Annotated in this window: 18 protein-coding genes; 8 read left to right on the top strand and 10 right to left on the bottom strand. The window is 38.8% G+C overall.

All coding sequences use genetic code 11. From position 1 onward, the window contains the following. Positions 1 to 359 precede the first annotated feature (359 nt). The 3 genes from PQG54_RS07415 to PQG54_RS07405 are packed head-to-tail and all read right to left on the bottom strand — an operon-like array spanning position 360 to position 3260. Positions 360 to 1256, bottom strand: a complete 897-nt coding sequence (locus PQG54_RS07415) for an S-methyl-5'-thioadenosine phosphorylase (protein ID WP_271788508.1) — start codon at positions 1254 to 1256, stop codon at positions 360 to 362. Beyond that, positions 1246 to 2022: a cytochrome c1 gene (locus tag PQG54_RS07410; RefSeq protein ID WP_271788507.1), complete on the bottom strand. Its 777-nt coding sequence runs from the start codon at positions 2020 to 2022 to the stop codon at positions 1246 to 1248. Before PQG54_RS07410 ends, PQG54_RS07415 begins: the two co-directional genes overlap by 11 nt. Next, positions 2022 to 3260, bottom strand: a complete 1239-nt coding sequence (locus PQG54_RS07405; RefSeq protein ID WP_271788506.1) for a cytochrome b — start codon at positions 3258 to 3260, stop codon at positions 2022 to 2024. Before PQG54_RS07405 ends, PQG54_RS07410 begins: the two co-directional genes overlap by 1 nt. A 206-nt stretch (positions 3261 to 3466) precedes the next feature. Here PQG54_RS07405 and PQG54_RS07400 point away from each other — a divergent pair, with 206 nt between their 5' ends. Beyond that, entirely contained in the window at positions 3467 to 4540 is a 1074-nt protein-coding gene (locus tag PQG54_RS07400) for a hypothetical protein (RefSeq protein ID WP_271788505.1), read from the top strand. A 4-nt stretch (positions 4541 to 4544) separates the two neighbouring features. On the opposite strand, the gene PQG54_RS07395 is transcribed toward PQG54_RS07400, so the two are convergent. The 5 genes from PQG54_RS07395 to PQG54_RS07375 all read right to left on the bottom strand — a co-directional run bounded on the left by PQG54_RS07395 (position 4545) and on the right by PQG54_RS07375 (position 9590). Beyond that, a complete protein-coding gene (locus PQG54_RS07395) occupies positions 4545 to 5159 on the bottom strand; it encodes a Smr/MutS family protein (RefSeq protein ID WP_271788504.1) in 615 nt (204 codons plus the stop codon). Between the two features lie 89 nt (positions 5160 to 5248). Further along, positions 5249 to 6664 carry a cytochrome c peroxidase gene (locus PQG54_RS07390; protein ID WP_271788503.1) on the bottom strand — a complete coding sequence of 472 codons (1416 nt, stop codon included), beginning with the start codon at positions 6662 to 6664 and terminating at the stop codon, positions 5249 to 5251. Between the two features lie 93 nt (positions 6665 to 6757). Continuing rightward, the gene (locus PQG54_RS07385; protein ID WP_370866871.1) at positions 6758 to 7630 is read right to left on the bottom strand and encodes a DNA-methyltransferase; all 873 of its coding nucleotides are present in this window, start codon (positions 7628 to 7630) and stop codon (positions 6758 to 6760) included. A gap of 12 nt (positions 7631 to 7642) precedes the next feature. Continuing rightward, positions 7643 to 8863, bottom strand: coding sequence for a murein transglycosylase A (mltA, locus tag PQG54_RS07380; RefSeq protein WP_271788502.1), 1221 nt, complete (start codon positions 8861 to 8863; stop codon positions 7643 to 7645). A 31-nt stretch (positions 8864 to 8894) separates the two neighbouring features. Next, entirely contained in the window at positions 8895 to 9590 is a 696-nt protein-coding gene (locus PQG54_RS07375) for a Tim44/TimA family putative adaptor protein (RefSeq protein ID WP_271788501.1), read from the bottom strand. 204 nt (positions 9591 to 9794) lie between these two features. Between PQG54_RS07375 and secB the strand changes: the two genes are divergently transcribed. After that, positions 9795 to 10322: a protein-export chaperone SecB gene (secB, locus tag PQG54_RS07370; RefSeq protein WP_271788500.1), complete on the top strand. Its 528-nt coding sequence runs from the start codon at positions 9795 to 9797 to the stop codon at positions 10320 to 10322. An 8-nt stretch (positions 10323 to 10330) separates the two neighbouring features. On the opposite strand, the gene PQG54_RS07365 is transcribed toward secB, so the two are convergent. Beyond that, the gene (locus PQG54_RS07365) at positions 10331 to 11071 is read right to left on the bottom strand and encodes a uroporphyrinogen-III synthase (RefSeq protein ID WP_271788499.1); all 741 of its coding nucleotides are present in this window, start codon (positions 11069 to 11071) and stop codon (positions 10331 to 10333) included. Continuing rightward, complete coding sequence (gene hemC, locus PQG54_RS07360) at positions 11064 to 12137, bottom strand: hydroxymethylbilane synthase (RefSeq protein WP_271788498.1); 1074 nt, start codon at positions 12135 to 12137, stop codon at positions 11064 to 11066. The genes PQG54_RS07365 and hemC overlap by 8 nt, the downstream gene beginning before the upstream one ends. Before the next feature lie 56 nt (positions 12138 to 12193). Between hemC and tsaD the strand changes: the two genes are divergently transcribed. From tsaD to PQG54_RS07330, 6 genes are all read left to right on the top strand, one after another. Beyond that, on the top strand, positions 12194 to 13297 hold the full coding sequence (tsaD, locus tag PQG54_RS07355; RefSeq protein WP_271788497.1) for a tRNA (adenosine(37)-N6)-threonylcarbamoyltransferase complex transferase subunit TsaD: 1104 nt from the start codon (positions 12194 to 12196) through the stop codon (positions 13295 to 13297). A gap of 10 nt (positions 13298 to 13307) precedes the next feature. Next, a complete protein-coding gene (locus PQG54_RS07350) occupies positions 13308 to 14267 on the top strand; it encodes an NAD(P)H-dependent glycerol-3-phosphate dehydrogenase (protein WP_271788496.1) in 960 nt (319 codons plus the stop codon). 52 nt (positions 14268 to 14319) lie between these two features. Continuing rightward, on the top strand, positions 14320 to 14811 hold the full coding sequence (locus PQG54_RS07345) for a glutathione peroxidase (RefSeq protein ID WP_271788495.1): 492 nt from the start codon (positions 14320 to 14322) through the stop codon (positions 14809 to 14811). A gap of 59 nt (positions 14812 to 14870) precedes the next feature. Continuing rightward, positions 14871 to 16421, top strand: a complete 1551-nt coding sequence (gene murJ / locus PQG54_RS07340) for a murein biosynthesis integral membrane protein MurJ (protein ID WP_271788494.1) — start codon at positions 14871 to 14873, stop codon at positions 16419 to 16421. Positions 16422 to 16467: 46 nt separating this feature from the next. After that, positions 16468 to 19089, top strand: a complete 2622-nt coding sequence (gene mutS / locus PQG54_RS07335; protein WP_271788493.1) for a DNA mismatch repair protein MutS — start codon at positions 16468 to 16470, stop codon at positions 19087 to 19089. Positions 19090 to 19161: 72 nt separating this feature from the next. Next, complete coding sequence (locus PQG54_RS07330; RefSeq protein WP_271788492.1) at positions 19162 to 22089, top strand: [protein-PII] uridylyltransferase; 2928 nt, start codon at positions 19162 to 19164, stop codon at positions 22087 to 22089. The last annotated feature ends 11 nt before the right edge of the window (positions 22090 to 22100 follow it).

The raw sequence follows: 22100 nt of genomic DNA, 5'->3' as shown, positions 1-22100 counted from the left end.
AAGACTATATGATACAAAGCGACATGGTTACTTATGCAACTGCCTTTGCACAAATAAAAATAACAGATTCTATCTCATCAAATTTATAGAAATATGGAATTCAAGCAATCAAAAGGCTAGCGTTAATTATGGATACGCCTTGGACTGAAAGTGAAACCCAAAGTAAAATGATAGGGGATCTTCAGTCTTTTAACTTTATTATAGAATAATTCAACAAAACAAACCTAAGAACAAGTATTTGTAATTGCTAATGAATAAATCATATCCAAATGGTACAAATCATGTTTGATCGATAAGGAGTTTTCTATTCATCATTGCTCTACACTACGATCATATAGAGCAATATCCTCAATATTTCCTTACAAAACACGCCCAGCAATTAACTTTAGCTTTTCAATCATCATTGGATCACGTTTTTGAGGAGCCGTAATTAACGCATGTTCCAACGCATGATCACAGCCAGCCTTACAACTTGGTCTTTGGTTCCCTAGATTTGGAATGATTTTTTCGACCAAAGCACGTGCATTGCTGGCATTAGCGGTCAGTGTTTTAATCACAGCCTCTACACTCACCGCATCATGATCTTCATGCCAACAATCATAATCAGTGACCATCGCCACGGTTGCATAACAGATTTCAGCTTCACGAGCCAAAGCAGCCTCTGGCATATTTGTCATCCCAATAACGGAGGCACCCCATGAACGATAAAGATTACTTTCCGCACGGGTAGAGAATTGAGGTCCTTCCATCACAAGGTAAGTTCCGCCTCTAACCACGGATAATCCTAATTCCTTGGCATTATCATATAACATTTGTCCTATTCTATCGCAAAAAGGGTCAGCTAAAGACACATGCGCTACCAATCCTGTACCAAAGAAACTTTTGTCTCTTAATCGTGTACGATCAATGATTTGATCGACCACAACAAAAGTTCCTGGTGCTAATTCTTCTTTCAACGAACCCACCGCAGATACAGAAACAATATCGGTAACGCCTAATGTCTTCATCGCAGCAATATTGGCTTTGTAATTAACTTCTGTTGGAGAAATCACATGACCACGACCATGACGAGGTAAAAAAACACAAGAAACACCTTCGAGTTTCCCTGTTAGTAATTCATCTGATGGATCACCCCAAGGCGTTTCGACTTTGACCCATTTTTGATCGATTAATCCAGAAATATCATATAACCCTGAACCGCCAATAATTCCTATCACAGGCTGAGCATGGGTTGAAGAAAATTGTTTATTTGACATTTGACCAAACTTTTCTTTTTACAAGCAATGTTAAAATAGCAATAAAGGCAACATAAATCATTACCATAATGCCGATACGATGACGTTCTATCAGATGTGGATGTGCTGTCCAACTTAAAAATGTTGTTACATCTTTGGCTTGTTGCTCAATAGTTGCTGGGGTGCCATCAGCATATTTCACACCATCCTTGGTTAATGGGGATCGCATTGCAATTTGATGGCCTGGGAAATATTGATTGTAAACCATTCCCTCTTGATCTGGTTTAAAATCAGCAGGGGGATTTTGATATCCCATCAAAATTGCCATAATATAATCCGCTTGCTGTCCCATCCCCATGCCATAACGAGAAAAATCCAAAGGCACCTTTCCCGCATTCACCGATTTAGCCATTAATTGATTGGAATATGGTGCTGGTAGATAATCTACCAATGTGGCAGCACGATACAAATCTTTACCTGATGCGTCTTTACCATCCAAGATCTGATCTGTTTTTGCTATTTTATCAATTTGATCGAGCGTCAATCCCATTTGTTGCAAGTCCGCATAACGCATATATTGCACGGAGTGACAAGAAGCACAGGCCTTACGATAAACCATATAGCCTCTTTGCACACTGGATAAATCATAATTACCAAATATCCCTGTGAAGCTCCAAGGATATTGCTTATATGCTGGCTTATTTTGTGCGTAAGAAATCAATGGAATAAATAAGCACGTAAATAAAAAACAAAATAAAAAGCTTACATTTTTAATTGGTTTGACCATTATTTATGCCCCTTCTCATCCAATAAAGAAGTAGGAAGCGTTCTTTTAAGCTCAAACCGTGCTGAAAAAGGTAAGATCAATAAAAAGTGCGCATAATAATAGAATAATGCCAACCGCCCCAGCCATATTAACCCTGTATGGCTGTGATATTTTCCAACAATCCCAAGCATCACAAAAGAAAGAACTAATAGAAATAAAGCTATACGATATAAAGGACGATAATTCGCTGATTTAATAGGTGATCTATCAAGCCAAGGTACCGCAAATAAAACCATGATTGAACCAACCGATAGCAATAACCCAAGGAATTTATATGGGATAAGTTGCAAAATCCCATAAAAAGGCAAGAAATACCATTCAGGTGCTATGTTTGCTGGCGTTTCCAAAGGATTAGCAGGCGTATAATTTTCACTATTCGTTAGTAAATCAGGAAAAAAGAAAGCCAATAAAACCAGTAAAATGATTGCTCCAACGATAACCACCCCATCCTTTGCCACATAATAAGGATAGAAAGGTAGCGTTTCTTCTTTGGTTTTAGGTTCTATCCCTTTGGGATTGTTTGATTTGACGACATGAACGCAAATCACATGAATAAACACCACAGCAATTATAAAAAAAGCCATTGCAAAGTGTAACACAAAATACCGATGTAATGTCAGATCGCTGGGCGAGCTCCCCCCCATTAACCAATGCGCCAACCCTTCGCCAATAAATGGAATTGAAGATATTGCTTGGATAACCACATTGGCAGCCCAATAAGACATTTGCCCCCAAGGCAAAATATACCCTGCAAATGCCGTCATCATCACCATCAGCATTAATAATAAGCCTGACAACCATACGAGCTCTCTAGGATTTTTATAAGAACCATAATATAGCCCTCTAAAAAGATGCAAATATAAAAAAACAAGAAATAAATTTGATCCTGCCATATGAAGCGATCGTAATAACCACCCACTTGGCACTCGCCTTTCTATCATTTCAATCGAAGCAAAAGCCTCTTCTGCTGACGGTGTATAAGATAATGCTAAAAAAATCCCTGTTGCCAACATCAATAGTAAAGTAACGCATAACACTGCCCCGAATGCCCACCAAATATTTAAATTACGAGGCATTGGGAATTGAATATATTCACGTCTGAATGTTGAAAAAACTGGAAAACGCTTTTCTATCCACTCAGAAAATGTGTGTTTTTTAGAAGAAACTTGGTTTAAATGAGGTTCGGGGTCTTGTGTCATAACAACCGCTTTACATCAAAGATAGAATACAGAAAACCAATTCTATTCATAAAACCATATTTTTAAAATAGATTTGCCTTTAAATTGCTATATTTATATGAAAATTTAGCTCATGTAAGAAAAAACTTTTAACGTGCGTTAAAATCTTTCATAATAATAGCCTCTTCTCTTTTATACATATACAAAAACAAGAAATAATACACGAAATGCCTTTATCGGTAACCAAACGTCAATTTTTTCGTATCCTCTCTCTCGCAGGAGCCAGTCTAACAACAACGGCATTACAAGCAAATGCCAATGAAGTTATGCCTATGGGTGCTTTACAAACATCCAAAAGCAATAATAGTTTTTCCTTTATCGTAGGAGGATCAGAGAAGAGTGATGTAGGAGAATGGGCATCACAATTTTCCTCTGTGTTTACGTCAAGCTTACAAGATAATGCCCCTGTTCCTTTACGTTATACATCAGGATATGATGGGATAACTGGGGCAAATCTGTTCGACACAAGAATAGTTCCAGACGGCAATACTGCATTATTGACTTCTGGCAACCCATTTATCGCCTCTATGTCAGGGGATAAACGTGTGCATTACGATTGTGAAAGATGGATTCCTATATTAAGCAGCCTGTCTCCATCGATTACAATTGCTCGTCAACCTTTTCATAATTCTATTCCTGATCTCCTTAAAAACAGATCGATGAAAGTAGCTGTATCTTCTATCATAGGCAAGGAATTACCAACACTTCTTGGAATTGAGCTTCTGAAAATTACTACTATTCCTGTTGAAGGATTGACTGATTTTTCCACCGCAGTTCAAGCATTAAAGAAAGGAGATGTTGATGTCATACAACTAAGCACTCCGGAGGCATTTGCTGCTTTACCGAGCTTACTCAAGGATGGTCTACATACTTTTTTTTCACTTGATAACACCACAACTTTTGGGCCCAAATTTAGTGATCTATATAGTCAATTGCCCCACTATAAAACTGGAAATACTTTATTTGAAGCATGGAATGCACTTGCACTTGCATCCAGAATGAATGTTTCTATTATGCTGCCAATGCTCACCCCCTCTGCACTCGTAGCAAAATGGCGTTTGAATACCAGTAAACTCTTGAAAAACGAGCAAATAATTGATTTGGCTAAAAAAAATAATGTAATCTTCCAAGAGAATGCAGCTTGTATTGATACCATCAGTAAAATGTGTCCTCAACTGATTACAACGATGGCGTTACAACGATGGCTGAATGCCAAATTTACAAAATGGTCAAATAATTGAGAACTTAACGGTTACGTTTCAATAAAATTCTAACTGCGCCACCATTCCATTGTGCAGGATAAGTCGTCCCTAAGATCAAAGATTGTATTACGGGGCGATTTAACCAATAAGGGAGCTCTCTTTTAAGAATCCCACCCTCTTTATATCCTGTTCCGATCCCAGTGATAATTTCTACACAACGAATATTACTTCGCTGTGATCGAATCAAGAATTCTTCTAATACAAAAAAAGCGCGCTGTGCTGTATATCCATGCAAGTCCAAAATCTTTTCAGGTTGCATTTGACCTTTATGTAATTTCTTCCACGTATTTGTATCTAAACCTGCTTGTTTTTCCCCAATATTGATAAAAGATTTTTGTTCGATTGGTTGTTCCTGTTTTTTCTTAAAAAGTTTATAATATTGGATAAAAGTTTCTGTTTGAACGAGTTTCTGTGATCGCGATGAGTTTGCTAATAGTCTTTTATGATTATCAGGTCGCTCATCATACGCAATCTTCATTACAGGCAATTCGCGCTGTTTATCTTGACGAATCCCTTTGATTCGATTGGCAAAATTATCCCATAAAGATTGTTCTTCTTTATTTAATTGTCGTCCTCTTGCCAATTTACCAACCTTCAATGAAATGATTTGACCTAATATATAGAATAAAAAAACCTTTCACCAGAAAACCAGTGAAAGGTCAAAAGATTTTCAACAATCTTTATTGATTATGGTGCCAACTTATCAATAGATTGACCTTGATATTTACCAGTCAATGTTTTTAAGAAAGCAACAATATCATTAACCTCTTGATCTGATAATTTATGATAAGGGGTTTGATATTTCAACATTTTTTCCACAGCTTCTTTAAGCGTTTTAACGCTACCATCGTGGAAATAAGGTCCCGTCAACGCAATATTACGCAACAAAGGCACTTTAAATCTGTGTCTATCTGATTCTTGGTGGGTAAAATTAAAACGACCCATATCAGCATCCGTCGATTTATCGCCACGGTCTGTGAAATAATCACTCTGTAGTCCAAGTTCTTCATAGGCTGCACCACCAAGGGCAACACCGTTATGACAACTTGCACAACCATTTTCTTTAAACAACTGATAGCCACGTTTTTCTTGGGCATTAATCGCACCATCTACACCTTTTAGATACATATCGAAAGGACTGTCTGGCGTAATTAAGGTTTTTTCGTAGGCACCAATTGCATCTGTAATCGTTTTTTTATCGATTGTCGGGCTGCCAAATACTTCTGTAAAGTCTTTTTCATATGAAGGTTCTTGACGTAATTTCGTAGCAACATCTTCCCAGGATTTTGATCCCATTTCTAATGGATTCATTACTGGACCTCCAGCTTGATCTTCTAGGTCAACCGCACGACCATCCCAGAACTGACTGTGATTAAAGACTGCGTTATAAACTGTTGGAACATTAATTGGACCTTTTTGTCCATAAATACCCGTGGCAGTTACCAATCCGTCAACACCACCTTTTTGGAGATCATGACAAGAAGCACAATTCGAAGTGTTATCACCAGATAATCTTTTTTCGAAAAATAGTTTTTTACCTAAGGCAACCATTTTTGGATCAACGGGTAAAGATTCTGGAATAGGCTGTACAGGTTCGCCAGCAAAGCGCTCTGCAACACCTTGGGTGGCATAGTATTTTTTACGTTCTTGTTGAACCCATTTAATAACATCATCACGTTGTTGTTCTGAAAGGCGAGAATGCCAATGCATTAACAAATATAGTGAAGGAGGCATTAAGTTACGTTGCATCACGAACTCTATTCGAGATAACGCAACCAATCCAACAGGTTTACCTTCTTCCAGAGCAGCAATAACTGGTTCCATACGGAAATTTTTAAGCCCTTTTAGACGGTCTTTTTCCATCAAACTGCTGGCAACAGGCAATTTGAAATAAAAAGGCAATGCTACCTTTTCAGAGTGACAATAATCACAACGTGCTTCTGTTAACACATCAAAAGCAGCCATTGCCACAGCATCTTTACGTGAAGGTGAATTTTCCGCCAATTTAGGGGCGGTTTTATGATCAAACCCATTCAAATACCAAACGGTTCCACCATATACCACTGCCCCAAGGACAATAATGGCTAAGATCAGTTTCTTCATAATCCGCTTTCTAACTAATATCTAAAACTTATTCATTTAAATAAATCAATTGGTCGGGATACTATCAAAAGCAATTGTAAAAACCTATTCATTTTATAATTTTGAACGACGTTCACCTTCTGAGTGTAACATTTTTACTCTTTCCTTGGCAATTTTGACATAGTTTTTATCAATATCAATACCTATTGCTCGCCCGCCCACTCTGTGGGTTGCCAACAATGTTGTTCCCGTTCCCATAAAAGGATCAACCACCACTGGCTTTGAAACACCGTGTAATTTTAAACACATTTCAGGTAAGGCCTCTGGAAAGGTGCCAGGATGATTAAATTTCTCAGATTTTTTTCGAACTGTATTATAAGGAATAAACCAAACATCCCCTCGGCATCGCAGATCATGACTATGGGCTCTACGCTTAATATTGGTCTTATCTTTATAAGGAACACCGACATTCAAACGTTGCAGAGGAACTTTGCCCGTTTTAGTCAGATGAAATAAATATTCGTGGTTACGATGCAAGAAACGATTACTGACCACAGGCTTGAAATGCCCATGACTATCATCACCAATCGAAATCGATTTGATCCATTCAATATGATTTTGTAAATAGAAATGTTGTCTAAGTCTGGTCATTAACTCAAACGGCAACCAAGGGTACGAGGATGATCCTGCGATATTCAAGAAAAATGAACCATCTCTTTTCATGATCCTTTTGATCTCAATACAAATCGTTTCAAGCCAGTCTAAATATTCTATTTCTTCTTTTTTGTCCTTATAAGCACTATAAGCAATTCCAAGATTGTAAGGCGGAGAAGTGATAAATACATCAACGGACTCATCATCCATTTTTTGCAAAACAGATAAACAATCACCACGAACTAATGTATGGTTACCGACCTTGAAACTATAAGGTCGAGAAGTTTCCTCCTCGACCAAGATGTCAATTTTTTTATTTTTCTTAGGAGACACCCTAGATCCTTATCATTGGGCAGAAGGTTGCTGGGTCGTTGTGATAGGCAAAGATTGTTGTTCCGAACGACGCGGTAACAATATGAAAACTTTTCCTTCCTCGTTCATCAACCCAGCATACCATCCCGCTTGAGCCCCCCATCCCGTGAATAAATCAACTCGACTCATTCCCGTGACGCCCCCGCCAACGTCTTGCGCAAAAACCATGCGCTTCCATGGGTATCTAACCAAACTATCTGTCTGGTTTTGAGCGGGGCTTGGCATTGTCGTTTCAAGCCATAAAGGCACCCCTAGGGGAATCCATTGCTTATCAACAGCAACAGAACGTCCCGCAGTTAGTGGAGCGCCCAATGTTCCAATGGGTCCAGTATCATGACGTTGATCGGTTAAGCGGCGAAAGAAAACATAATTTTTATTTTGTTCCATTAAGGATACAGCTTGTTCAGGATGACTATGTAACCACGCCCTTACTGAAAACATATTGATTGATTGGGAATCCATTAACCCTTGGTCAATCATTAACCGACCTAATGCCGTATACGGTTGGCCATTTTTACCAGCATAGCCTAAACGCAAAATTTGACCGTCTGGTAATACAATTCTTCCTGATCCTTGGATCTGCATAAAGAACAAATCAATAGGATCTTTTACCCAAGCAATCTCTAGCCCTTTACCACTTAAAGCACCTTGATCGATTTGCGCACGGGTGTAATATGGCACAAACAAGCCACCCTGTATAAAGCCATATTCAATTTGACCATCTGTATTTTTTCTGGCGATCAAATCTCTAGGCTTCCCATAAACAGGCACATTATAAACATCCGTGCGCACTGTTGACCCTTTAACATCGGGCTCATAATATCCCGTAACTTTGCCCGTCGTGCCACTGATCGTATATTGATATGGCTGTAACCATGCTTCAAAAAACTGTTTTGCTTGAGCAGGATCGGCAACATTCACAGCATTAGCGGCATTACAGGATTGCAACCAGTCTTGCGCTTGGCCACCAAACAAACCCTGAACACCCCCTAAATGTCTATTTGGGGGCAATTTCTCTAAATACTGACAGTTTTGACGAAATAGAGTCAGTAACTGACCGTAATTCTCTTTGTCCCAACCTGACAAATTCTGGTATGAAACAGGATAAAAGTCAGAAAGATTTTCTTGAGTTTGAACACAAGCCGCAAGACCACCTGCCAATAAAATAGTAAAATAACGAAGAACAGACTTCATAATATCCCTATAAATACTTTAATAATGAAGATTATTTGCCACTGCGTGCGGACTTTAAACGCCAAGAAATTCCTTGGTTTCCAGTTCCTAATAAACGTTCAAATGTCCAAGAATCAATAAATTCAGTTACCGATTCTGTTCCTATGATAGGATTACTATCCTTGTCGAATGTACAATTGATTTGATTGGAAATAAACTGCACTTCGATGGTAGCGCGTTTAATAGATTCATCCTCTATCAATTGCACTTTGGTCAGTGTAATAGAATGAATAGATCTAATCTCAATAGTTAGTTTTTCTTGTAAATTTTTCCGTGCAATAATGGCCGATTCAAAAGCATGATAAGCATCAGGTACTAACATTGACTTTAAAACGGTTAAATCCTCATTGGCAAAAGCAGTTAACACTTTACGAAAGACGACTTCGGAACCTTCAACAAATTTTTGAGTGACGAAAGAGGAATCCAGCTGTGAAATTCTGTTTAACATTTGTCCCGCTTCTGTATCGGGCGCAGGAATATTGATTTCCACCTTTGGTTTAACAGGCTCAACAGGTTTATCTTGATTATTATTGATAATCTGTGACCGATTAACAGCACTGTTAGAAGGGGACACAACCCGATCCTCTTTGTTAAAACCTGTCTTTTTCCCCAAAACACTACGCAAACGCAGAATTAAAAATCCTGCCAGCAAAGCAAAAATTACGATATCTATTGGAAAATTAGCCATCGAAAAACCCATTTTAAACCTGTTAACCTAATAAAATTCTTAATAAAAAAGAAATGTTAAACCATGATCTATACTACAATATATTTATATTTTGTCACATTACAAAAAATATTTACTTTAATTTTATCATTTTCAAAAATCATGATATAATTGCTTTAATAAACTATTTTTTGAACAAACGAATATTTAATTTAAAGGCTCATTATGTCTGATACAATGAATAATCTTTCTGATGCTCATTTAGAAGAAGCTCCGCCTCCTCTTCCATTAACACTAAATATACAATTTACAAAAGATTTATCTTTTGAGGTTCCTCATGGTGCATCTATTTTCGCAACATTAGAAGATGCCCCTCAAATCTCTGTTGCCATTGATGCCAATGCAAATCGTCTTAGTGAAGAAAATGTTTATGAAGTTAGCTTAACACTAAAAGTTGAAGCAACAGAATCTCCAAGAGAAGATCAAACACAACCCCGCATTGTATTTGTGACTGAGCTGGTTTATTGTGCCGTTGTTTCTTTGAATAATCCACCAGAAGAACTCATTGAACCTATTTTATTAGTAGAAGTTCCTCGTCTTATTTTCCCGTATGCACGGAATATTATCGGCGATGTAACCAGAGATGGTGGTTTCCCACCCGTTATTTTACAACCTATTGATTTTGTATCTTTATGGCAAAATAAACAAGCACAACAAGCTGCACAAACACAAACTGAAGCTGGTCACGCTTAAGAAAAAAACTAGAAATGCTCTTTTAGTAAACAGAGCATTTCTTCTGTATTGGGATGAGCGGCAATCTCAATAGAACGCCACGACATATGTTCTAAATATTTTTTTGCCTTAGAGCTTATTCCAATAGCTTGGATCGATTGAAAATAATGTTGCAACTCTGTTGGAACTAATTCAACAAAAAAACGAGCCGTTTCGGACGAAAAGAACAAGATACTATTAATAGCTTTTGCTTGTAATTGTGATGTAAATTCATCTGGCAATTTTAATATAGATTCAGTTTTATAAGCAGCGCGTTGGACGATATTAAATCCTGATTGTTGCAACAATTCGACCAATAATTGTCCTTGTCCCAAGGCCGAAGGAAAAAACAATTTTCTTTTATCTGGCGATAATTGCCTTGTGATTAATTTAGCTAAGGCAACAACGTCTTTCCCCGCACTAATGACATGAACAAACCCTGCTTGTTTAGCATCCTGTGCAGTAATATCACCCACGGTGAACACTGGAATATGTTGAAAGGTAACATGTTGTTTTATGAAGTGCTGTATCGTTGGAATGATCGCTTGACGGCTAGTAAAAATAATCGCCTGTAAACCGTCCATATCTGAATATTCAAAAGGCAATGAATGTATTGTCATCACAGGCATCAATAATGGTTGCCAACCTAATTGAGCAACTTTTTGAGCAGTTTCACTTAATCCAGGTTCAGGCCTTGTAATGACGAGATACGGTTTGTTTTTTTTACTCATTAAAAATATCAGCAGGACTGTCTTTACGTAGTTCTTTTCCCAGTTCTCGCCCTAATAATTCTGCATCAGCAGGTAAACCACTGATTTCTTTCTTTAACAAGAAGGTGCCATCTTCGCTGGCAACCAAACCAACCAAATGCAATTCAGGCTCTCCGCCTGCTACTACAGGCATTAATTGAGCATACCCACCAATCGGCGTGCGACAAGAACCATCTAATTCTGCCAACAAAGCACGCTCTGCGGTTGCAACCGCTTTTGCTTCTTTATCTTCAATCGCCGACAACATTTCTCTTAATTCTACATCTGCCTCGCGCACAGTAACACCGACAATGCCTTGACCGGCTGCTGGCACCATGACCGAGGGGTCTAAGAGAACATCAATCCGATCTTCCATTCCCAAGCGTTGCAACCCTGCTGCGGCTAAGAAGGTTGCATCATATTTATTTGCTGCCACTTGATCTAAACGAGATTGCACATTGCCCCTAAGCAAAGCAATTTCTAAATCTGGACGAACATGTAATAATTGAGCTTGTCTGCGAACCGAAGACGTCCCAATTTTGGCACCTTGGGGCAAGCAATCAAAAGGATAATCCGCATCTACAGGGCGATATTTTGCATTTACAATCAATGCATCCCTTGCATCTTGACGTTTTAATGTGCAAGCCAATACCAATCCATCAGGGAGCGTCGTTTCCAAATCTTTTAAACTATGAACAGCAAAATCAATATTACCAGCGCTTAATTGTTCATGAATTTCTTTAGAAAATAATCCTTTACCACCGATATCGGCCAACCGTCGATCTTGGATTTTATCGCCAGAGGTTTTAATTTGAAATTCTTGAAACGCACCCAATTCACGTAATAATGGACAAAATTGCGTTAATCTTGTCAAGAAATTACGAGTCTGAACAAGTGCGAGTGGAGAGCCCCTTGTCCCTACCCTCAACGGCAGTCCCTTTCTTTTATAAGCATCATGATGATCCTGTAACCCTTTGTTCGACGCTTTTGCTGCAACTTCTTGCAAAGCAGAGTTAGAAGAAATATGTAATACTGTATCCGTGCTCATTGTAAGATAAACTTTATTCTTTGATCGTGACTAATAATTAACTAAAGAAATGCATTATGATGCCATCCATACACCAAAGTAAGATAAAAACAAATAAGAACCTGACAATTCTATCGATAGAATCATCATGTGACGACACAGCATGTGCTTTGGTGCAGTCTGATGGCACCGTATTTGCCGAACAAATTTACTCTCAAAAAGAACATGTTGAATTTGGCGGTGTTGTGCCAGAAATCGCAGCCAGAGCGCATCTTTCTCATTTATCAACATTGGTAAAAAAGATACTGTCCCAAGCACAACTAGACTGGTCAGAAATTGATGCCATCGCTGCAACATGCGGCCCTGGATTAATTGGCGGAGTCATCGTAGGCAGCAGCTTTGCCAAAGGATTAGCTTTGGCACAAAATCTACCCTTCATTGGTATTAATCACATTGAAGCCCACGCCCTGACTGTTCGAATCCCGAATATTTCTTCTGTGCAAGTTCAATTTCCATATCTTTTGTTCTTAACCTCTGGTGGGCATTGCCAATGTATTCACGTAACGAATATCGGTGAATATCAACGCCTTGGTGGAACCATTGATGATGCTGCTGGTGAAGCATTTGATAAAGTTGCAAAAATGTTGGGGCTTTCTTGGCCTGGCGGGCCTGCCCTCGAAGCGTTAGCCAAAGAAGGTGATGAAAATGCGTTTTCATTACCACGTCCTTTATATGGCAGACCTGGTTGTGACTTCTCTTTTTCTGGTTTAAAAACTGCCGTAGCTAACTTGCTGACGGGTTATGAGAATACAGATACTTTGCCAAGGCAATTAGCCGCCGATATTGCAGCAAGTTTTCAAAAAGCCATCACAACTGCAATTATTAATCGTTTAGAAAATGCGATCAAAATGGTACCAGATACTACATTATTAGCCACCGCAGGTGGGGTTGCAGCCAATCAATATCTTAGAAAGCGTCTGCTTGCACTGGCAGAACAATATAAGTTACCATTTATTGCCCCGCCCATGAAATATTGTACAGATAACGCAGTTATGATTGGTTGGGCAGCCATTGAAATATTGCATCAAGCCTCCAATACCAATAAACTCATTGATGATATCTCACTATTACCGCGCCCTCGTTGGCCTTTATCTGAGATGTCAGAACGATTTAAACATTAAAGGATAAGTAATGCCCATAAATATTGCTGTAATTGGTGCTGGCGCTTGGGGAATTGCACTTTCCCTACAAATGGCCAGAACGGGTGCCAATGTTTATTTATGGAGCCGCAAAGAATTACCCAATCCAACCACGCATACTTTGTCGCGCCTTGATTGTGTTTCTATTCCTGAGACCATTACCGTCAGCAATCAATTCCCGACAAAGGCCGATATTGTATTTTTGGCAGTTCCATTACAATATATGCGTTCTATTTTGCCTTATATGCCACCCACTGCCCCGCTTATTGCGTGCTGCAAAGGTGTCGAAACAACCAGCCTGAAATTCCCTCTTGAAATACTTGAGGAAATTTATCCAAAGCGAGAGCATGGTGCTTTGTCAGGTCCTAATTTTGCCCACGAAGTCGCCAAAAGTTATCCTACCGCCAGTGTCATAGCTTCTAAAAATCCAAAACTCGCACAAGAACTAGCCAATAAACTATCGACTTCTACCTTTCGTCTTTATGCCAATACAGATCCTATTGGTGTGGAAATTGGTGGTGCCGCAAAAAATGTTTTTGCGATTGCAGCTGGCATAGCAATGGGCGCTGGGCTTGGCGAAAATGCCAGAGCGTCGATTATTACCCGTGGAATCGCAGAGCTTTCACGGCTTAGCACAGGGCTTGGTGGTGATCCCATGACCCTATCAGGACTAGCAGGTGTTGGGGATATGATTTTAACTTGCACAGGACAAGGATCAAGAAATTACTCTTTGGGCTTTGAACTGGGGCAAGGAAAAAAATTAAAAGATATACTGGCACAACGCACAACCGTTACAGAAGGCGTTACGACAGCACCAGCTATTCTTCAACGGGCAACACAACATCATGTCATTACACCGATTATCGAAGCCGTTACCCACATTTTAAACGAAGAAATTACCATCCAAACTGCACAAAATATTTTAATGTCTAGACCTCTAGGCAATGAATAAAATCTATTTATACTAGACTGATTAACAATAATTGATTTACCAAGGAATCAAAATGCCTGAACAAACCGTTTATGATTTTAGCCTTCCCATACAATCAGGAAAAACGATTGATTTAAACGACTATCGTGGTAAGCCTTTGTTAATTGTAAACACCGCTTCCCACTGTAAATTCACACCACAATATGAGAGTTTGCAAGATTTGTGGATGTTATATCGCAAATGGGGATTAACGATTATTGGTATTCCATCAGCCGATTTCGGAAAACAAGAGTTTGAGAAAGATGAAGAAATTCAAGATTTTTGTAATAATCGTTACAATATTGGCTTTATTTTGGCCCAAAAAAGCCACGTAAAAGGGAAAAACGCGATCCCTTTGTTCAGATGGTTGGCAAAGCAAGGGGGATTTTTAGGGCAGCCAAGATGGAATTTCTATAAATATATTTTAAATCGCCAAGGAAAGTTATATAAATCCTTTTCCAGTATGACCAGTCCTTCCTCTAAACGTTTTATTAATGCGATTGAAAGAACTTGTTACGATTTTTAAAATAGAGTGATACGCAACAAAATCACACTGTTATATGCATTTTATTTTTTAGGATAAGAATGTTAAAAAATATTTTAACCGTAGGCAGCTGGACAATGATCAGCCGCCTACTCGGTTTGGTCAGAGACCAACTACTTGCTGCTTTTTTAGGGGCTGGCTCTCTGCAAGATGCATATCAAGTTGCTTTTCGTCTACCCAACATGTTCCGCAACCTTTTTGGTGAAGGTGCTTTTAACGCAGCGTTTGTGCCTTTATTCACCATGACGCTGACCAATAAAAACCAAAAAGAAGCACAACGGTTTGCCAATGAATCCTTTAGCGTTTTAATCACGATCTTATTCATCATTACAATTTTAGCAGAAATCTTTATGCCTCAGATTGTAAGGATTATAGCCCCTGGTTTTACCGTTGATAAAATGCGCTATGATGAAGCGGTGGCTCTAAGCCGTATTACGTTTCCCTATATGATATTAATTTGCGCCGCAGCTTTGGTGGCTGGGGTTTTAAATAGTCTGCATCATTTCGGTGTTGCTGCTGCTGCTTATGTCAGTTTTAACATCGTCGGGATTGCAGCCTTATTATGGTTAACCCCCTTTATGCCAAATGCAGCATGGGCTGCTGCGTGGGGGGTGACTTTGTCAGGATTTGTCCAGCTGGGCATTTTATTATATGCCGCCAGAAACGCTGGAATGCGAATAAAATTATGTTTTCCAAAATTGACCGAAGATATTCGCCATCTATTCCGAAAAATGGCTCCTGGAATTGTTGGAAGTGGTATTACACAGATTAATTTAACCATCAGCACGATTATCGCAACCTTATTACCCACTGGCAGCGTATCAGTAATGTATTTTGCTGATCGTATTAATCAGCTTCCTCTTGGGGTGCTGGGGGCAGCAGCTGGAACAACGCTTTTACCTATTTTAACAAAAGCATTGCAAAACAAAGATCCAAATGCAGCTTTTGATGCACAAAATAAAGCAATCGATTATAGTCTGCTTTTAACGTTACCTGCTGCATTTGGATTATTTAGTATCGCTGTACCGGTCATTTCAACACTTTTTGGTCATGGGGCATTTACTGTCAAAGATGTTTATGCTTCTGCTCTCTCTTTGCAAATGTATACCATCGGATTACCTGCCTTTGTGTTAATCAAAGTGTTATCACCAGGTTTCTTTGCCAGAGGCGATACATCGACCCCAGTTAAAATTGGTGTATTTACGATCTTTTTGAATCTGATTCTAAACCTTATTTTCATGAAACCTCTCACCTATATGGGACCGCCCCTTGCTAACAGTATGGCTGCCATTATTAACGTAATTATACTGGCGGTGATATTATATAAAAGAGAGGCTTTATCTGTACCTATTCCTTTGATAAAACGAATCGTAGCAATGACGGGGGCATCCTTGATGATGTGTTTCATTCTGATAGCAATAACACATCTATTTTTTATTAATTTACCAGAACAAAATATCTTATATCGTCTATTTTCAGTAATATTGTTAATTTCAATTGGTGGATTGCTATATGGTATGACATTGCATTTGTTCAAAGTCATTGACTTACGGCAATTTTCTACTAGGCTTAAAAAGAAGATATTAAAATAATATTTCAATTGTATTAACGATCGACGACTGAACTAAACGAGTGAGAATGACAATCCCATCACCCGAGGGTGCCACCCCAGTAATGGCACAATGGTTTTCATTAAAAAACTGGTATCCCGATGCATTACTTTTTTTTCGCATGGGGGATTTTTTTGAGTTATTTTTCAAGGATGCTGAGGCTGCTGCCAATGCTCTTGATATTGCTTTAACCTCTCGGGGAAATCACGGGGGAAATCCTATTCCCATGTGTGGTGTACCTGTTGGAACAGCGCCCAATTATTTATCTCGTTTAATCAAAAAAGGGTTTAAGGTTGCAATTGCCGAGCAAACTGAAAGCCCCACCGATCGACCAAAGGGCCAAAAAGGTCCGTTATCTCGCGCTATTGTTCGACTTATAACACCTGGAACATTGACCGAAGATGAGTTGTTACACGCTGGTCAAGCAAATTATGTTTTATCCATCATTCCTCAATTAAAAAATAAAACATCCAAATTAGGGGTGGCATGGATTGATATTTCAACGGGTATTTTCGAAACGAGCTTTATTGATAAAATAAAATTAAACGATCTATTAGGACGTGTTAATCCCTCGGAAATTTTGTGCTCTAAAGACATTCTATTAAAAGACTATGAAAATATACGCACTGATCTTCGTGAAACACATACCCTTAAGACTGCCCAGAAGGAGCTTTCTGAGCTTTTTAACGTCAATACATTGGATGCTTTTGGTAATTTTAATGACGAAGAAATTATCGCTGGGTATGAGCTGGTTCATTATATACAAAAAACTCAAGCAGGAAAAATACCTCAACTTGCACGTCCTCAGTCCCAGCAATATGAAACGATTTTAGCCATTGATCCAGCAACACGAAATAGCTTGGATATTTTACAAAATAGTAATGGCGATCAAAAATTCACTCTTTTTTCAAGTGTTTCCCATACAATAACGGCTTCTGGAGCACGCATGCTGGCCAGTTGGCTTTCTGCTCCTTTGACCCAGATTGAGCTTATTCGTAAAAGACAAGAAGGCTGGAGTTATCTGCACCAAGATGCCACCTTATTAACAGAATTACGCAAAGTGTTAAAGGGTGCCCCAGATATTGCACGATCTCTCAGTCGATTATCATTGGGCAGAGGCCAGCCAAGAGACTTAGCCTCTATTCGGAATGGATTAGAAATTGGACGAAACATTTCCAATATTCTGACCTCCTTCAAAGAGGAAACAGGGCGTAATTGTTCAATCATTCAAAATATATCCGAATATTTTTTATATGGTGAAGAACTGTTACAAGCACTTCGTGCTGCATTAGAAGAAAATCCCCCTTTAAAACTTGAAGAAGGCTTTATCATTAAAGCTGGATATAATGATGAGCTAGATGCTTATCGTCGCCTGAGGGATAATAGTCGCCAAGTAATTGTTGGTTTACAAGAAGACTATAGAAGTAAGTTTAGTGTTAGCACGCTAAAGATCAAACATCACACACAGCTAGGTCATATTATAGAAGTTAGCGCGACTTCTGGCACAAAGCTCCGCGATCATCCTGATCTTATTTTACGGCAAGGAACAGCCAATCTCTCACGTTTTACAACTATTGAACTCAATGAGCTGAGTGAAAAAATATTAGAGGCCAATATTCTTGCTGCTGAAAAAGAAAGGCAACTTTTCTGTGAGCTAATCGAGAAGGCGTTACAAGAAAAAACATTGCCTTTGCTGGCCAAATCTATTGCGATGATCGATGTGCTACAATCTTGTGCTGTTTTATATTCCAAACATAATTGGTGTATTCCAACACTTAGCGATGACACAGATTTCATATTAACCAATTGTCGTCATCCTATCGTAGAAGCTGCCATGCAACAAAAAGCAACTTTTACGCCGAATTCTTGTGATTTATCCCATAATAAAAAGATTATGCTTTTAACAGGGCCAAATATGGCTGGAAAGTCAACATTTTTGAGACAAGTGGCTCTAAGCGTTATTCTTGCACAAGCGGGATTGCCAGTTCCAGCCAGCGAGGCAAAAATCGGCATCGTTGATCATCTATTTTCTCGGGTTGGGGCTTCTGATGATTTGGCACATGGTCGATCAACATTCATGGTTGAAATGACCGAGGCAGCCTCTATTTTAAATCAAGCTGGGCCAAAGTCTTTGGTTGTTATTGATGAAATTGGTCGAGGTACCTCGACGTTGGACGGAATGGCAATTGCGTGGGCAATGCTGGAAACGTTACATAATACCATCCAATGTCGCACCATTTTCGCAACCCACTTTCATGAATTGGTAGAATCCACCCAACATCTACAATCATGCAAACCTTTTACCATGAAAGTCCAAGAATGGGAAAATAGCATTATCTTTCAATATGAAGTCATTCCCGGGGCCGCTGAACATAGTTGGGGTATCCATGTTGCACAACTTGCGGGGGTTCCCTTACCCACTTTGCAGCGAGCGCAACATCTATTAGCAAATTTAGAAAAGCAATATCATAATCCGCAAATCACTCTGCCCTTACCTGCCCCCACTCTTGAAGGAACAAAAAATACAAATTCATTGCCAAAAGAATATAAAGAAATCGAAAATATTCTAAAAACAATCGATCCTGATGAATTAACACCAAAAAAATCATTAAATATTCTTTATGAGCTTAAAAAGCTTATTGATAAATAAATATATCTGCTTAAATATTATTTATGTCTATTTATTAATATTTTATTAATTTTGCTAACAGGTTTAAAAAAATTGAAGCACCCTGTCACTGATATATCTTCTGACCCTACTCAAGCAACCGAAATGTTTCGTGAACAAATACGCGTCGCTTTTCGTGAAAATCCAAATTTATCAAGAGATGAATTATTACAAATTTTTCGTCGCCACTTGGGTCGTATTCAGACACAGGTTCGTACTGATTTTGAAAAAAATAGACTATCAGGGTTACAAGCGAGCAAACAACTGACCGCATATACAGATGGGTTGATGGTTGTATTATTTGATCTGATTTATCATCAATCCTTAAAATCTGATGATGATAAAAATAAAATTGCGTTTGTAGCAACTGGTGGCTATGGCAGAAGATGCCTCGCCCCTTTCAGTGATCTTGATTTACTATTCATAACACCAGAAAATCCATCAAAAGAGCTTTTAAAAACCATTGAACAACATTTATATTTTTTATGGGATCTGGGGATTAAAATCGGTCATGCAATACGCTCTATTACACAATGTTTAACCGCCGCAAAAGACGATATAACAATTTTAACCGCTTTATTGGACGCCAGACTATTAAGAGGCAACCAAAAGCTATTTGATCGTTTTACAACCAATTTCGTCAATTTATGCGAAGAAATCGGTGCTACACGTTATATTTTAGAAAAAAGCAAAGAGCGAGAAAATCGTCATAAAAAATTTGGTGAAACGCCTTATTTAGTCGAACCTAATATAAAAGAAGGTAAAGGGGGGTTACGAGATCTACAAACTATTTGTTGGGAATACCGTATCACCTTGGGTTCTGACCAATTTAGCGATTTTTTAACACCAAAAATCAGCGAGCTCGGTCTGTTAACAGAACAAGAAATTCATCGTCTTCAACGCGCGCACAATTTTTTATGGACGGTCAGATTCCAACTGCACTATATTTCAGGCAGAGCCGAGGACCGTTTAACGTTTGACATGCAACCTGTTGTTGGTGGGCGTATCGGATACACCAAACATGGACAGCAAGTTGGTGTAGAACGATTCATGCGCCATTACTTCCTTACTGCTAGAGAAGTGATGCGCTTGACCTACGTCATTGAATCTGCATTAACGCTTTATACTCAAAAGGCAAAATTAAATAAGTTTGAAAGTGGCAAATATATCCCTCATACAGGATGTACTTTGCTAGAAGGCAAAATCTTGCCCACAGCACATATTTCTTTTGAAAAAGATCCCATTGAAATGATGCGCTTATTAAAGCTAGCACAAACTCAAAAACGTGCTATACATCCTTTAGCGGTTCATCAATTAATTCGATGGGAACGTAAAGCGGCTCAATTACGTGGTGATGTCGAGGCTTCTAACATATTTCTTGATTTATTATGTGATACACCAACGTTTTTATCCCCCAAAGCCCGCTATAAGTTACTTCAAAAAAACGATCATCAAGAAGAAAAAAACACGATTATCTATCCCCCTCCAGAGGATCAATATAATACAAACTGGCTTCATATCCTGAATGAAACAGGTATATTGGGGCAGTTAATGCCAGAATGGCGGCGTATGGTAGGGCAAATGCAATTTGACACCTATCATATCTTTACGGTCGATCAACATAGCATCGAAGCCGTCAAATTGCTGGCAATGCTTGAAGCTGGGTATTACCAAGATGATTTGCAATTTGCTCATAAATTACTGCAGGGAATTCAATCAAAAAGAGCCTTATACATGGCAACTCTACTACACGATATGGGTAAAGGTAGAGGTGGAGATCATTCCGAAGTTGGTTCTGAAATGGCTTTATCCATTTGTTCTCGTCTTAACATGACTGCAGAAGAAACCGATACAGTATCTTGGTTAATTCTGCATCATTTGTTATTGAGCCATACTGCGTTTCAAAGAGATATTGATGATCCCAAAACAATTTTAGATTTAGTTGATACCATTCAATCCCCTGAACGGTTACGATTGCTCTTTTTATTAACGATTTCTGATATGCGTGCAGTTAATAAAAAAGTTTGGAATGCTTGGAAAGCCACCTTGTTAACTGAGCTTTATAATCGTGTTGCAGAAGTTTTAGAAGGCAGTCTCGCTACACAAGAGCGAGATACACGCGTTTATCGCGTTAAAAATAATTTGACCAAGCAATTTTCAATTATCAATATTCCCAATACTGATGTCGATTTTTTTATGCATTTAGGCTATGCAAGCTATTGGTTATCTTTTGATGAAAATACACATATACGTCATGCTCAGATGATTATAGAAGCACATCATAAGCAGGCTCCATTGACCATACGCACCTATCCTTTACCTGATCGTGGCGTAACCGAAGTCACAGTTTATGCAGCAGATCATCCCGGTTTATTTTCAAAAATCTCAGGTGCATTGGCTGTAGCTGGTGCCTCCATTGTCGATGCACGTATTCATACGTTAACCAACGGTATGGTACTGGATACATTTTGGATACAAGATGCCGCACAAGATGTTTTTGATGATCCTCTTCGTCTTGAACGAACGGTTGAACTGATTACCTCTGCTTTGGCTGGCGCTATTGATATCGAACAACGCCTACAAGATTGTAATCGTAACATGTTATATGGTCGTCGCATGCGTGCTATTCATGTGCCTCCAAGAGTGGTCATCGATAATCAAGCCTCTAATGGTTTCACAGTCATAGAAGTGAATGGACGCGATCGCATCGGATTATTGTATGATGTGACAAAAACGATTAGAAAACAAAAACTACAGATTAGTTCTGCACATATCACCACCTACGGTATTAGAGCCGTTGATGTTTTCTATGTCAAAGACGTTTTTGGATTGAAAATACAGGATAAGAAGCGCTTATCTATCATTCGCGAAGCCATTTTAAAAGTGTTGGAAGAAATAGAAGAAAATATTACGGGTATTCAACCCAATAGTACAGCTTCTATTATTCAAATGGAGATTGCACCACCGAAAGAAGAACTTTAAAACGATAAAGA

Source organism: Commensalibacter communis, assembly GCF_947179015.1.
Taxonomy (GTDB): domain Bacteria; phylum Pseudomonadota; class Alphaproteobacteria; order Acetobacterales; family Acetobacteraceae; genus Commensalibacter; species Commensalibacter communis.
This window is presented reverse-complemented; position numbering and strand designations above follow the sequence as displayed.

Excerpts from the sequence above, each read along its gene's own strand:
- PQG54_RS07410 (WP_271788507.1), bottom strand. The coding sequence starts at position 2,022 with ATGGTCAAACCAATTAAAAATGTAAGCTTTTTATTTTGTTTTTTATTT.
- mutS (WP_271788493.1), top strand. The coding sequence starts at position 16,468 with ATGACAATCCCATCACCCGAGGGTGCCACCCCAGTAATGGCACAATGG.
- mltA (WP_271788502.1), bottom strand. The coding sequence starts at position 8,863 with ATGAAGTCTGTTCTTCGTTATTTTACTATTTTATTGGCAGGTGGTCTT.
- murJ (WP_271788494.1), top strand. The coding sequence starts at position 14,871 with ATGTTAAAAAATATTTTAACCGTAGGCAGCTGGACAATGATCAGCCGC.
- secB (WP_271788500.1), top strand. The coding sequence starts at position 9,795 with ATGTCTGATACAATGAATAATCTTTCTGATGCTCATTTAGAAGAAGCT.
- PQG54_RS07405 (WP_271788506.1), bottom strand. The coding sequence starts at position 3,260 with ATGACACAAGACCCCGAACCTCATTTAAACCAAGTTTCTTCTAAAAAA.
- PQG54_RS07415 (WP_271788508.1), bottom strand. The coding sequence starts at position 1,256 with ATGTCAAATAAACAATTTTCTTCAACCCATGCTCAGCCTGTGATAGGA.
- PQG54_RS07390 (WP_271788503.1), bottom strand. The coding sequence starts at position 6,664 with ATGAAGAAACTGATCTTAGCCATTATTGTCCTTGGGGCAGTGGTATAT.
- tsaD (WP_271788497.1), top strand. The coding sequence starts at position 12,194 with ATGATGCCATCCATACACCAAAGTAAGATAAAAACAAATAAGAACCTG.
- PQG54_RS07365 (WP_271788499.1), bottom strand. The coding sequence starts at position 11,071 with ATGAGTAAAAAAAACAAACCGTATCTCGTCATTACAAGGCCTGAACCT.
- hemC (WP_271788498.1), bottom strand. The coding sequence starts at position 12,137 with ATGAGCACGGATACAGTATTACATATTTCTTCTAACTCTGCTTTGCAA.
- PQG54_RS07350 (WP_271788496.1), top strand. The coding sequence starts at position 13,308 with ATGCCCATAAATATTGCTGTAATTGGTGCTGGCGCTTGGGGAATTGCA.
- PQG54_RS07400 (WP_271788505.1), top strand. The coding sequence starts at position 3,467 with ATGCCTTTATCGGTAACCAAACGTCAATTTTTTCGTATCCTCTCTCTC.
- PQG54_RS07375 (WP_271788501.1), bottom strand. The coding sequence starts at position 9,590 with ATGGCTAATTTTCCAATAGATATCGTAATTTTTGCTTTGCTGGCAGGA.
- PQG54_RS07345 (WP_271788495.1), top strand. The coding sequence starts at position 14,320 with ATGCCTGAACAAACCGTTTATGATTTTAGCCTTCCCATACAATCAGGA.